The 11,639-nt window shown below is 71.0% G+C and carries 12 protein-coding genes and 1 pseudogene; 5 read left to right on the forward strand and 8 right to left on the reverse strand.

Annotated elements, in window-relative coordinates; translation table 11 throughout:
* Positions 1-33 precede the first annotated feature (33 nt).
* Entirely contained in the window at positions 34-285 is a 252-nt protein-coding gene (locus tag ACJA3G_RS17620; protein ID WP_406553950.1) for a hypothetical protein, read from the reverse strand.
* A gap of 339 nt (positions 286-624) precedes the next feature.
* On the opposite strand from ACJA3G_RS17620, the pseudogene ACJA3G_RS17625 reads away from it, so the two are divergent.
* Both ACJA3G_RS17625 and ACJA3G_RS17630 read left to right on the forward strand, forming a co-directional pair.
* A pseudogene (locus tag ACJA3G_RS17625) lies at positions 625-1,132 on the forward strand (helix-turn-helix domain-containing protein); the annotation flags it as partial.
* Between the two features lie 10 nt (positions 1,133-1,142).
* Entirely contained in the window at positions 1,143-1,613 is a 471-nt protein-coding gene (locus ACJA3G_RS17630; RefSeq protein ID WP_406553951.1) for an NUDIX domain-containing protein, read from the forward strand.
* Positions 1,614-1,790: 177 nt separating this feature from the next.
* Here ACJA3G_RS17630 and ACJA3G_RS17635 read toward each other — a convergent pair whose 3' ends face one another.
* The 4 genes from ACJA3G_RS17635 to ACJA3G_RS17650 form a co-directional block, all read right to left on the reverse strand.
* Positions 1,791-3,713: a protease pro-enzyme activation domain-containing protein gene (locus ACJA3G_RS17635; protein WP_406553952.1), complete on the reverse strand. Its 1,923-nt coding sequence runs from the start codon at positions 3,711-3,713 to the stop codon at positions 1,791-1,793.
* A gap of 253 nt (positions 3,714-3,966) precedes the next feature.
* Entirely contained in the window at positions 3,967-4,599 is a 633-nt protein-coding gene (locus ACJA3G_RS17640) for a DUF305 domain-containing protein (protein WP_406553953.1), read from the reverse strand.
* A complete protein-coding gene (locus tag ACJA3G_RS17645) occupies positions 4,596-5,255 on the reverse strand; it encodes a DUF3105 domain-containing protein (RefSeq protein ID WP_406553954.1) in 660 nt (219 codons plus the stop codon). The genes ACJA3G_RS17640 and ACJA3G_RS17645 overlap by 4 nt, the downstream gene beginning before the upstream one ends.
* 184 nt (positions 5,256-5,439) lie before the next feature.
* Positions 5,440-5,781, reverse strand: a complete 342-nt coding sequence (locus ACJA3G_RS17650; RefSeq protein ID WP_406553955.1) for a hypothetical protein — start codon at positions 5,779-5,781, stop codon at positions 5,440-5,442.
* A 360-nt stretch (positions 5,782-6,141) separates the two neighbouring features.
* Here ACJA3G_RS17650 and ACJA3G_RS17655 point away from each other — a divergent pair, with 360 nt between their 5' ends.
* The 3 genes from ACJA3G_RS17655 (at position 6,142) to ACJA3G_RS17665 (ending at position 8,434) form a co-directional block, all read left to right on the forward strand.
* A complete protein-coding gene (locus ACJA3G_RS17655) occupies positions 6,142-7,503 on the forward strand; it encodes a glutamine synthetase family protein (RefSeq protein ID WP_344075950.1) in 1,362 nt (453 codons plus the stop codon).
* A gap of 114 nt (positions 7,504-7,617) precedes the next feature.
* Positions 7,618-7,962: a VOC family protein gene (locus ACJA3G_RS17660; RefSeq protein ID WP_406553956.1), complete on the forward strand. Its 345-nt coding sequence runs from the start codon at positions 7,618-7,620 to the stop codon at positions 7,960-7,962.
* A 112-nt stretch (positions 7,963-8,074) separates the two neighbouring features.
* Positions 8,075-8,434, forward strand: a complete 360-nt coding sequence (locus ACJA3G_RS17665) for a 5-carboxymethyl-2-hydroxymuconate Delta-isomerase (protein ID WP_406553957.1) — start codon at positions 8,075-8,077, stop codon at positions 8,432-8,434.
* 8 nt (positions 8,435-8,442) lie between these two features.
* Here the strand turns inward: ACJA3G_RS17665 and ACJA3G_RS17670 are convergent, their stop codons facing one another.
* From ACJA3G_RS17670 to ACJA3G_RS17680, 3 genes are read right to left on the reverse strand one after another with little or no spacing between them, the layout of a single operon-like run.
* Positions 8,443-9,465 (reverse strand): TolB family protein, encoded by a 1,023-nt coding sequence (locus ACJA3G_RS17670; RefSeq protein WP_406553958.1) that lies wholly within the window; start codon positions 9,463-9,465, stop codon positions 8,443-8,445.
* 41 nt (positions 9,466-9,506) lie between these two features.
* Positions 9,507-10,775 (reverse strand): MFS transporter, encoded by a 1,269-nt coding sequence (locus ACJA3G_RS17675; protein WP_406553959.1) that lies wholly within the window; start codon positions 10,773-10,775, stop codon positions 9,507-9,509.
* A 1-nt stretch (position 10,776) separates the two neighbouring features.
* The gene (locus tag ACJA3G_RS17680; protein WP_406553960.1) at positions 10,777-11,625 is read right to left on the reverse strand and encodes an alkaline phosphatase family protein; all 849 of its coding nucleotides are present in this window, start codon (positions 11,623-11,625) and stop codon (positions 10,777-10,779) included.
* Between the last annotated feature and the right edge of the window lie 14 nt (positions 11,626-11,639).

Consider the following 11,639-nt stretch of genomic DNA (forward strand, 5'->3'; position numbering starts at 1 on the left):
GTGGGGGGCTGGTCGCGCAGTTCCCCGCGCCCCTCAAGGCTTGGGGCTGCGCCCCTGCGCGTCGGCGGGTGTCGTGCTTTCCTGCGGGAGCGGCAGTGCCTGGCACAGCAGTACCGCAGAGCCCAGGCGCAACGCGCCGAGCTCGATGTACGCGCGTCCCGATCCCGTCACCAGGCCCCGAACCCGTGCCGCCTCCCCTTCAGTCACCCCCGCGCGCAGGAGAGCGGCTCGCACCAGGGAGGCCACTTGGTCGACTTCGGCCCATGCGCTCTTGTACTCATCCATGGGGATCACTGCGCTGCTCCCTCACCGCACTCAAAGTGCCTGTAGCGCACGGGAAGTCGCTCACCATCCGCGCGCTGGAAGCGGCGCGCGGGCACCAGCGGCCTGAACTCCTCGTCGCACTCGGAGCACCGGCTCCCTGCTGGGGGGTACGTGCTGTACTCGTCCTTGATCTGCGTGGCAGCGGCCATGTTCGCCGTCCCCTAACGTTCAACGTCTTGGTGTGGTGATCCTCCCTTTGTTCGCCAGGACGGAGGAACCTCGTACGTTTCCCATTCCGGGACGTCCCGCCACCGGTAGAACGTCCCTCGCAGGCGTCCTCAAGTGGGGAGCGAATCCGACATGTCGAATGAGCGCCTACGGGCTGTCATGGCGTCCGGAGGGTGGACGCACAGGAGCCTGGCCGAGGCGGCAGGCATCGATCCCAAATCCGTCGAACGGTGGGTCAATCTCGGCCGGACGCCTCGGCGGGCCACGGCGCTCAAGGCCGCCGAGACGTTGGGGGAAGACGTGCACGCTCTGTGGCCGTCGCTGAGACAGGCACGTCCCGCACGGGCGGTCAGCCCGGAACTCGTGGGGCTGTACGAGCGGCGGGCGGACTTGCCGGTGTCCGTGTACGCGGATCTCCTTGCGGCGGCACGGGAGTTGATCGACGTATTGGTGTACGCCGCCGTGTTTCTTCACGAGGCCTACCCCCGACTGAATGATGTGTTGAGAGAGCGCGCGGCCGAAGGATGTTCGGTGCGGATTGCCGTAGGCGATGCTGACAGCGCGACTGTGCGACAGCGCGGTCAGGAGGAGAGGTTCGGGCACGGCATCGAGAGTCGTTGCCGTCTGGCGCTCATGCAAAAGGTGAGCTCATGGCACGTACCGAGTACTACGACGACCCGAACGCACCGGAGCCCAACTCCATGGTCGTCGCCGCATCGGCCGTCGTCACGGACGACCAGGGACGCGTCCTGCTCCAGCTTCGCCGGGACAACGGATTGTGGGCGCTCCCGGGTGGAGCCATGGACATCGGGGACTCGCTGCCCGGTACGGCTGTGCGGGAGGTCAAGGAAGAGACGGGCCTGGACGTGGAGATCACGGGGCTGGTCGGCACGTACACGGACCCCCGGCACGTCATCGAGTACAGCGACGGGGAGGTTCGTCGTCAGTTCGCGGTCGTCTTCACGGCACGTGTGGTCGGAGGGGAGCTCGCCCTGTCGGACGAGTCGACGGAGTTGCGCTACGTCGACCCCGCCGACTTCGACGTGCTGCCCATGCACCACACGCAGCGGCTACGGCTGAAGCACTACCTGGAGCACCGGGACCGCCCCTACCTCGGCTGAGCCACCGGCAGAGCGCCCCCAGGGCCAGGGGCGCGGGGAACTGCGCGGCCAGCCACAGACGGCCCGCAGGCAAACCCCCGGCCGATCAGCCGCCGACGGCCCGCAGGCGGAGTCCGGGCGCAAGATGGGGCGCGGGGGACTGTGCGATTGGCACAGGCGGCCCGCGCCCCACCTCCACTACCGGCGCAAGCCGTACCCGTACCCGTACGACGCCACATAACCCCGCGACGGCGTACCCACACCCGTCACATCGTCATAACCGCGCACCGCGTGCAGCGAACTGTCCGCACCCAGCGTCCGCACCGACGTGGCGAGCCCACCCGACGCGTCGACGCTGTTGACGAAGTCCACCCGCGCCACCGCGAGGCCACGCGCACCCAGCGGGTGGTCCGTGACGTCGTGGTACAGCGGCGAGCCGTAGCGCGCGTAGATCGACGGGTTCGCGAACCCGATCGGGAAGTGCCGCGCCTGCTGTGCCAGCGCCTGCACACCCGCGATCACCGGCGCCGCCAGCGACGTACCACCGATGCGGTACTCGTCGTACTTCACCGACTTGTCCGGGAACGTCTGCGTCTGGCCGACCAGGAAGCCCGTGTTGGGGTCCGCGACCGCCGCGATGTCCGGGACGGTGCGCATCCGCGCCGCTCCGTTCGCCTTGGCGAGCGAGTCGGGCACGACGCCCCGCTGGTAGAACGGCTGCTTCACGGTGGAGCTGGTGCCGCCACCCGCGCCCGAGGTGTACGCCCCGGGGAAGTTCGTCCAGCTCTTGCCGTCGGCCGAGAGGGTGGACTTCAGCGTGCCCCAGCCCGTCTCGAACTTGTACGTGTCGCCCTTGCCGACCGCAAGCGAGGTGCCGCCGACCGCCGTCACCCACGCCGAGTTGGCCGGGGTGTCGACCTGCTTCTTGCCGGTGTTGGCGACCTCGTCGCCGTCGTCGCCGGAGGAGAAGTAGAAGCCGATGCCCTCGACGGCGCCCAGCTTGAACGTCTGGTCGTAGGCCGCCGCCACGTCCGGCGTCTCGTTGGCCTCGATGTCGCCCCACGAGTTGGAGACGATGTCGGCGAGACGGTGATCGACGACCTTGTTCAGCGCGTCGAGCAGATCCGGGTCGTTGCAGGACGCGCCCGCCACGTACACGATGTCCGCGTCCGGCGCGACCGCGTGCACGGCCTCGACGTCCAGGGACTCCTCGCCGTACCAGCCGGCGGCGTCGCACGCCTCCACGCTGTTGTAGTCGGCGGGCTTCACCTCGCTGTACTGGCCGCGCTTGTACGCCTTGTCGCCGTTGCGCAGCGCGTACCGCTGGGCGTCCTTCGCCATCGTCGGCGAGGCGTACGCGTCGGTGATCGCGACCGTCACGCCCTTGCCGGTGTAGCGGCCCGCGCCGTACGCCGCGCGCAGCTGCGTGCCGGTGTACCCCTTGACCGCGTACGGGACCTTGGTGCCGTACGCGTCCGGCAGGGTGGTGGCGATGTTCGAGCCGTAGTACGTCGAGAACGGCCCGGAGTTCTTGAAGGCGGGGCCCGGCCCGGGCAGCGTCTCGTGGTGCGTCGCCTTGTGCGGGGCGTTGTCCAGGCCCGTCACGGTGAGCACCGCGTGGGCCAGCGCGCCCGGCGCGGAGGCGGTCTTCACCGGGGCGCGGTAGGTGCGGGCGCCCTTGCGGTAGTTGTGCAGCTCGGTGGCGAACGCCTTCTCCGCCGCGGCGACGTCGCCGGAGACCGAGATGTAGTGCTGGTTGGTGCCCGTGACGGTCAGACCGGCCGACTTCAGCCAGGCGGTGACCGCCGCGACCTGCTCCTGGGTCGCCCCGAAGCGCTGCTGCGTCTGCGCGGCGGTCAGGTACTTCCCGTACGACGCCGAGTCCGGGTCCGACACGGCCGCGGCGTACGCGGCGAGACCGTCGGCGTCACGGCCGGCGAGGTAGACCCGCGCGTCGACCTTGTTCGTGTCCGCCGTGGCGCCCTGGTCCGCGGCGCCGGTGGCCCACGCGGGCTTGGTGCCCGTGAGGGCGGCCCGCCCGGACGGCACGGGGTCCGCCGCGTGGGCGGACGGTATGCCGAGAGCGAGCGCGCCGGCGAGCAGAGGCAGTGTCGCTGCCATGCTCACGGCGCGCCGCCTGGTGCGGCTTGTTCTCATGTGACCCCCTGCATAAGGCTCTTCACCTGGGAGGCATGCGCACTTGATCTGCACATGCACAGCGTCACTCTGGTGAGGAACGGTTCATGCCGGGGACATGTGAACCCCAAGAGAAACCCAAGTCCCGCCGTCGTGGCGGGACTTGAGCTCTTTTGGTGGCGCAAATACGGACTCGGGCGTATTGCGTACGCCGCCCGGCCCGTCACCGCTCACCGCGTTACGTACGCGGTGCGGCCTCCCGCGCCTTCAGCATCTGCGCCATCAGGTCGATCTCGGACCGCTGGGAGTCGACCATGCCCTGCGCCAGGTTGCGCTCCACCTCGGTCGTACACCGCTGGGCGCACCCCTGGGCCATATGGACACCGCCCTTGTGGTGCTCGGTCATCAGCCGCAGGTAGAGGATCTCCGCCTGCCGGCCGTCGGCGGCGCGCAGTCGGCCGAGCTCGGTGTTGGTCGCCATGCCGGGCATCAGCGCGCCGTCCGCGCCGGGCTCGCTGCCCATGCCCATCCAGGCCATCGGCAGCCGCTCCGGGTCCGACTTGGGCAGCCCCCACAGGTCCAGCCAGCCGAGCAGCATGCCCCGCTGGTTGGCCTGGGTGTTGGCGATGTCGTACGCGAGGCGGCGGACCTCCTCGTCCTTCGTACGGTCGCGCACGATGAACGACATCTCCACCGCCTGCTGGTGGTGGACGGCCATGTCACGGGCGAAGCCGGCGTCCGCCGAGGCCGCCGCGGGGGTGTGGGCGGCGGGTTCGGAGTCCCCGCCGGTGGCACTCGCGACCGTGGCCACGGTCGCGAACACCAGGGCCGCCACGACGGCCGCCAGGGACGCCCAGTAGGTGCGGTTCACTTCTGGTCCAGCCCGCCGGTGCAGGCCGCGCCGGGCTCCGGCGTCTGCGGGCCCTGTACGTACTTGGCGAAGAACTGGTTGACCCGCGGGTCGTCCGCGCTGGTCACCGTGACCTGCTTGCCCCAGGCGCTGAGCATGATCGCCCCGGACTGGTCCTGGTACGGGCTCATCAGCGAGTACGGCGTCTTGGAGACCTTGTCGGAGAGCTTCTGCACATCGGCGGCGGGCGCCTTGTCGTTGTACGTCACCCACACCGCGCCGTGCTCCAGGGAGTGCACCGCGTTCATGTCCGGGAGGGGCTTCTTGTAGACCGCGCCGCCGCAGTTCATCCACACCTGGTCGTGGTCACCGCCGACCGGGGGCTTCATCGGGTACGTCACCTTCTTGGTGACGTGGTTGCGGGTGAGCTTCTTGGCGTCCCAGTCCTTCTCGCCGGCGATGGTCGCCTTGGCGTCGGCGGCCTTCTGCGCCTGCTGCTTGTCCTTGTCGTCGGACTCCTTGTTCAGCAGATACGCGCCGACGCCCACGAGCGCGGCGACGATCGCCACCGACGCGGTGATGGCGACGATCTTGTTGCGCCGCTCGCGGGCCTGCTCGGCACGCCGCATCTCGGCTATGCGCGCCTGGCGCGAGTTCTTCGATTCCTTGGTGGCCATGAGGGCTCAAGTCCTTCTGGTGAGGGAGAGGTCGGGGGAGGTTCTGCGGACCCGCGAGGCCCGGTGCCGCTCCGGGGGGCGGGGCTGTGCCGTCCTGCGGCTGCCGGCCCGCGGACGCGGCCGGCCCGGAGACGGCCCGCGGCCGGCGGGAGCGCGCGCTCGGCGGCGCACTCAGGACCTCGGCTCAGGACCTCAGCACCTGAAGGACATGGAGATCGGGGGCCCGGGGCCGGACCCCGCCCCGGACCGGCGCCCCCGAGGGCGGAGCGGCGGCGGGCCGTACCGTGTGCGCGCCGCCCGGCGCCGGGGCGTCGAGCGGCGCCGGGGCCGTGAGCACGGCCGGGTCCGCGTGCGGGAAGAGCCCGCAGTCGCCGCGGTCGTCCGGACAGCCGTACTGCGCCGCCCCGCCCATCGCCAGGGCGTGGTGGGTGCGGGGGGCGGTGGCGTCCGGGCTCGTCCCGCCGCCCGCGCTCAGACAGAGGAAGAGCGCGGCGAGGAGCGTCGCCATGGCGCTCACCAGCGCCATGGGACGTGTGATGCGAAGGCCTCGCACTCCCCCCATAGGCGCAGATGCTAGGCGAGGAAGCGCGGCGCGCGGCAGGGTGGGGTCGGCCAAGATCCGGCCACCGCACGCGGGGGTGTGGACGGGCCCGGGTCCGGGCACCCGTGAGCGACCGTGCGCCGGGACGTTTCCGCATGGGGCGGGCAGCCGGTACCCCCCCACGGCCTCGCCCCGCGCGGCACCCGGTGCGAGGGTGGGGAGGCGACATGGGACGGCTCATTCCGGGTGCGTAATGTGTCGGTAATCCCGGGCCCTGATACTGATGTCTCCCCCTCATGCCCGGGCGGTGGTGCACAGACCGTCTGAACTGCAAGGATGTGGCTTATGGACAAGCAGCAGGAGTTCGTGCTCCGCACTCTCGAAGAGCGTGACATCCGGTTCGTGCGCTTGTGGTTCACCGATGTGCTCGGCTTCCTGAAGTCGGTCGCGGTGGCTCCCGCCGAACTGGAGCAGGCGTTCGACGAGGGCATCGGCTTCGACGGCTCGGCCATCGAGGGCTTCGCCCGGGTGTACGAGTCCGACATGATCGCGAAGCCGGATCCGGGCACGTTCCAGATCCTGCCGTGGCGCGCCGAGGCCCCGGGCACCGCGCGGATGTTCTGCGACATCCTGATGCCCGACGGCTCCCCGTCCTTCGCGGACCCGCGCTTCGTCCTCAAGCGCATCCTCGCCAAGACCTCGGACCTGGGCTTCACCTTCTACACCCACCCCGAGATCGAGTTCTTCCTGCTGAAGGACAAGCCGCTGGACGGCACCCGCCCGGTGCCCGCCGACAACTCCGGCTACTTCGACCACACCCCGCAGAACGTCGGCATGGACTTCCGCCGCCAGGCGATCACCATGCTGGAGTCGATGGGCATCTCGGTCGAGTTCAGCCACCACGAGGGCGCGCCCGGCCAGCAGGAGATCGACCTGCGGTACGCCGACGCCCTCTCCACGGCCGACAACATCATGACCTTCCGCCTGGTCATGAAGCAGGTGGCGCTGGAGCAGGGCGTGCAGGCGACCTTCATGCCCAAGCCCTTCTCGGAGTTCCCCGGCTCCGGTATGCACACCCACCTCTCCCTCTTCGAGGGCGACCGCAACGCCTTCTACGAGTCGGGCGCCGAGTACCAGCTCTCCAAGGTCGGCCGCTCCTTCATCGCGGGCCTGCTCAAGCACGCCGCCGAGATCTCGGCCGTCACCAACCAGTGGGTCAACTCCTACAAGCGCATCTGGGGCGGCTCGGAGCGCACGGCGGGCGCGGGCGGCGAGGCCCCCTCGTACATCTGCTGGGGCCACAACAACCGCTCCGCGCTGATCCGCGTCCCGATGTACAAGCCCGGCAAGACCGGCTCCGCCCGCGTCGAGGTCCGCTCCCTGGACTCCGGCTGCAACCCGTACCTGGCCTACTCCCTGCTCCTCGCGGCGGGCCTGAAGGGCATCGAGGAGGGCTACGAGCTCCCGGCGGGCGCCGACGACGACGTCTGGGCCCTGTCGGACTCCGAGCGCCGCGCGATGGGCATCGAGCCGCTGCCGCAGAACCTGGGCGAGGCGATCTCCCTGATGGAACGCAGCGAACTGGTCGCCGAGACGCTCGGCGAGCACGTCTTCGACTTCTTCCTGCGCAACAAGAAGCAGGAGTGGGAGGAGTACCGCTCCGAGGTCACGGCCTTCGAGCTGCGGAAGAACCTGCCGGTGCTGTAGGGGCGCAGGGTCCGGCATTCGGGCGGTCCCGGCGGGCGGGTCCGGCCGGTGGGGTGTGTCATGGCAGGGGCGGTCGTACGCCGCCCCGCGCCATGCACTGCGAGGAGCCACCCCATGACCCAAGGCCTGAAGACGATCATCTACCCCGTCAAGGACATCGCCGCCGCGAAGGCCCTGTTCGGCGGGCTGCTCGGTGCCGAGCCCGTGATGGACGAGCCGTACTACGTGCAGTTCAACGCGGCCGGGCAGGAAGTGGGGCTCGACCCCAACGGCCACGGCAAGGGGATGACGGGACCCGTCCCGTACTGGCACGTCGACGACATCGAGAAGACCGTGAAGGCCCTGCTCGACGCGGGCGCCGAGTCGCTCCAGGGCGTCCAGGACGTCGGCGGCGGCCGGCTGACGGCCTCGGTCAAGGACGCCGACGGCAATGTGATCGGTCTGGTCCAGCCCTCCTGACGGGCGCGCACGGCGGGCCCGCCCTCGTACGGGGGCGGGAATACCGCCCGGTAGGGGCCGGTTGCGGCTGCTGAGAGCCAGCCGGTTCTGCCGTGCGACCTAAGGATTGAGCATGCCGTTCGTCCATGTCGAGTACTCGGAACGCCTCAGCCGGACCTTCGACCGCCAGGCCTTCGCGCGCGAGGTGCACACCACCGCGCCCACCGTCGTCGACGCCCCGAGCGCGGGTTTCAAGACGCGCTTCCGGCGGATAGAGGAGTCCTACTTCGGCGACGGCGACGACAGCGTCGACGCCGTCTTCATCCAGCTCTCGATCCTCACCGGCCGCACCCGGGAGACCCGCGAGAAGCTGGCCGAGACGGTCCGCGACATCGCCGTCCGGCACGCGAAGGCCTCCGAGGGCCACCGGCTCCAGGTCATGGTCGAGGTCCGCGAGATGGAGCGGGAGTCCTACCGCTCGCACAAGGACTGACCCGAGTACTAGCCCAGATACGCCGGCGCCAGCCCCGCCGTCAGCAGGCGGTGGGGGCTGCCCGTGCCGTCGGCGGGGAGGGTGTAGAGGTCGGCTCCGTAGTCGCCCGGCAGGGAGTACGTCACCGTTCTCCCGTCCTGCCACACCACCTGGTCGTCCACGCTGCGCGGCTCGGCCAGCGGGGTTTCGCGCATGGTGGCGAGGTCCAGGACGTACAGGCGCCAGGGTGCGTCCGCCGGCAGGCCCGGGACGCGTTTCTTGAAGGCGAGGCGGGTGCCGTCGGGGGAGAGGGACGGGCACTCCAGGTTGGTGCGGAGCGTGGTGAGTCTGCGGGACCGCAGGTCGCCGCGGACCAGATAGGTCTTCCCTGCCGTCGCCATCGTCGCGTAGAAGCGGGTGTCGTCGGCGAAGGTGACGCCCCAGAAGTTCACGTCCGAGGCGCGGTACGGGTGCCCGTCGCGCTCGATCGCGAAGTCTTCCAGGGTCTTGGTGAGCCTGCCGGTCCGGATGTCCAGGATCGCCGTGCGGGTGGAGAAGCTGGTGCCCGCGTACGAGTCGCCGCCCACGAAGACCGTCCAGGCCGCCAGATGCCCGGACGGGGAGACCCGCGCCCGGGTCGGGATGCCCGGCAGGCCGTAGTGGGCCCGCTCCTTCAGCTCCGCGTCCAGGATCACCGCCCGGTAGCCGTCCCGCACCGCGCCCCGCTCGGCCTGGAGGCACACCCCGGTGCCGCCGGCCGCGTAGAAGCGCAGGCACTTCACCCCGGAGGCGGTGCGCGGCCCCGACGGGGCGGCGGCCGGGACCGTGGCGAGCTCGTCGCGGTGCGGGCCCCAGGCCATGTTGCGGAAGACGATCCGGCGCCCGGCGCCGGGGGCGAGGGAGACCTCGCCGCCGCGTACCGGCGGCCCGTCCGCCTGGACGTGATTCCTGCGGTCCTCGCGGTCCGCCGCGCGCAGGACGGACGCGGTGGCCACGCCCGCGAGCACGAGCAGGGCCGTGAGCAGGACGATCAGTTTGTTGCGCAGGGTCATGGGTCGTGTCCGTCGTGTCCGTCGTGTCCGGGTCGGCGGGCTCATGCCGGGGTTCCCCCGTCGGTGCGGTACGGGTCCGTCGGGCGCAGCAGCACCGCGCCCGCCGCGCAGGCCGCGAGCGCCAGGGCCGCCGTGCTCAGCGCCGTCCGGTCGCCCCACGCCGTCCACGCCGCGCCGAACGCGATCGAGCAGACGAAGCGGGCCGACGCCTGGCCGGTCTGGATCAACGCCAGCCCGCTGGAGCGCAGTCGGGCGGGGACCGCGCCCGCCGCCGCGGCCATCAGGACGCCGTCGGTCGCCGCGTAGAACAGGCCGTGCAGGGCGAGGACGACGTACGGCAGCGGCGCCCCGCGCCAGCCCGGCAGGAGCAGGGCGTAGGCGCACAGCAGGGCCGCGTGGCCGCCGAGGAAGACCTGCCAGCGGCCCACCCGGTCGGCGAGGCGGCCCAGCGGCACGGCCAGGAGCAGGAACGCCGCCGCCGTGCCGAGCGGCAGCAGCGCGAACCAGCGGTCGGGTACGTCCAGGCGCCGCTGGAGCAGGAGGTAGACGAAGGAGTCGCTGACCGTGGCCAGGCCCAGCAGCAGGGCGCAGAGCGCCAGTCGGCGCACCTCGCGCTCGCCGAGCAGCGCGAGCGCCGCCCTCAGCGAGGCGCGCGGCGCGTCCGGGGCCCGCTCGGGCGCGGTGCGCGCGGGCACGAACAGCACCAGGACGAGGACGCCCGCCGCCGCCACACAGAAGCTGACCGTGAACACCGCGTCGTACCCGTCCACCGCCTGACGAAGGATCAGAAATGCTGCCAGCGGACCCAGTAGCGCGCCCGCCGTGTCCATCGCGCGGTGCACACCGAACGCCCGCCCGCGCGCCTCGGGCGCCGAGGCCAGCGAGATCATCGCGTCGCGCGGCGCCGTGCGGAGCCCCTTGCCCGTACGGTCGGCGGCGAGCACCGCGCCGATCAGCGGCAGCGAACCCGCCACCAGCAGGAGCGGTTTGCACACCGCGGAGAGGCCGTAGCCGAGGACCGCGACCGACTTGTGGCGTCCGCCCCGGTCGGCCAGGTGGCCGCCGACCAGGCGGACGAGCGCGCTGAAGCCGTTGTAGACGCCGTCGAGCAGGCCGAAGCCGAGCGGGGACAGGCCCAGGCCCGTGACCAGGTAGAGCGGCAGGACGGCGGTGACCATCTCCGAGGAGACGTCGGTGATCAGGCTGACCGCGCCCAGCGCGAGCACGGTCGGGGCCACGGCGACCCGCCGCCCGGGGGTGAGCCGGGCGGCGGGGGCCGCGGGAGTGCCGCGGCTGTCTGCTACGTACACGTCAGGAGGCCCAGATGCCCGTGATGTCCGAGGCGTTGGCGGCCTGGCCGGCGTGCGTGGTGCCGTACATGTCCTCGATCGTGCGGAGCACGTCGTAGTGGTTGTACGTGGTCGAGGAGGTCGAGCCCGGGACGACCTGCTGGCCGTAGAGGACGGTCGCGATCCGGTTGCCCGCGAGCCGGTTGTCCTCGTCGAAGGTGACGACGAGCAGGCTGTTGTGGGTCTTGGCCCAGTCCGCGTACGCCTTCAGGTTGTTCTTCAGCCAGGTGTCACCGGTCGAGACCGAGCAGTCGTGCATGTCGCTGCACAGGTTCGGCACGACGTAGGAGACGGTGGGCAGCGTGGTGAAGTCCGTCGGGAACTGCGCGAAGGTCTTCGCGCTGGACGTCGGCACATTGGAGAAGCCGAACCACGGGTTGTGCTTCTGCGCGTACCGGCCGCTGCCGCACGTGGTCGAACCCTGGCTGGGCAGCGACTCGTTGTAGCTCGCCCAGGTCCTCCCCTTGGCGATGATCTCGGACGCCAGGTTGGGCGCGGAGGAGAAGCCGACCTTCACACAGCTGTCGTCCGTGACGCCCTGCGTGGAGCCGGAGAACATCGCGTAGTAGTTGGGCTGGCTGGGGTGGGTCTCGGCGTACGACTGCGTGAGGTTGGCGCCGCCGCTCTTGAGCGTGTTGATGTACGGGGCGCTGGAGCTGCCGATGACCTGGTTGTACGCGTGGTTCTCGAAGACCACGACCACGGTGTGGTCGGGGGTGGGCGGGGCCGTCGTCGTCGAGGCGGCGGACGTGCCGCCGAGCCCGGCCCACAGGCCGGCGGACGCGGCGGCGAGGCCGACGGCGGTGATCAGGGCGGTGCGGGTAC

It is taken from the genome of Streptomyces sp. YS-3 (genome assembly GCF_045257485.1).
Classification (GTDB): domain Bacteria; phylum Actinomycetota; class Actinomycetes; order Streptomycetales; family Streptomycetaceae; genus Streptomyces.

Excerpts from the sequence above, each read along its gene's own strand:
- ACJA3G_RS17620 (WP_406553950.1), bottom strand. The coding sequence starts at position 285 with ATGGATGAGTACAAGAGCGCATGGGCCGAAGTCGACCAAGTGGCCTCC.
- ACJA3G_RS17630 (WP_406553951.1), top strand. The coding sequence starts at position 1,143 with ATGGCACGTACCGAGTACTACGACGACCCGAACGCACCGGAGCCCAAC.
- ACJA3G_RS17635 (WP_406553952.1), bottom strand. The coding sequence starts at position 3,713 with ATGGCAGCGACACTGCCTCTGCTCGCCGGCGCGCTCGCTCTCGGCATA.
- ACJA3G_RS17645 (WP_406553954.1), bottom strand. The coding sequence starts at position 5,255 with ATGGCCACCAAGGAATCGAAGAACTCGCGCCAGGCGCGCATAGCCGAG.
- ACJA3G_RS17650 (WP_406553955.1), bottom strand. The coding sequence starts at position 5,781 with ATGGCGCTGGTGAGCGCCATGGCGACGCTCCTCGCCGCGCTCTTCCTC.
- ACJA3G_RS17655 (WP_344075950.1), top strand. The coding sequence starts at position 6,142 with ATGGACAAGCAGCAGGAGTTCGTGCTCCGCACTCTCGAAGAGCGTGAC.
- ACJA3G_RS17660 (WP_406553956.1), top strand. The coding sequence starts at position 7,618 with ATGACCCAAGGCCTGAAGACGATCATCTACCCCGTCAAGGACATCGCC.
- ACJA3G_RS17665 (WP_406553957.1), top strand. The coding sequence starts at position 8,075 with ATGCCGTTCGTCCATGTCGAGTACTCGGAACGCCTCAGCCGGACCTTC.
- ACJA3G_RS17670 (WP_406553958.1), bottom strand. The coding sequence starts at position 9,465 with ATGACCCTGCGCAACAAACTGATCGTCCTGCTCACGGCCCTGCTCGTG.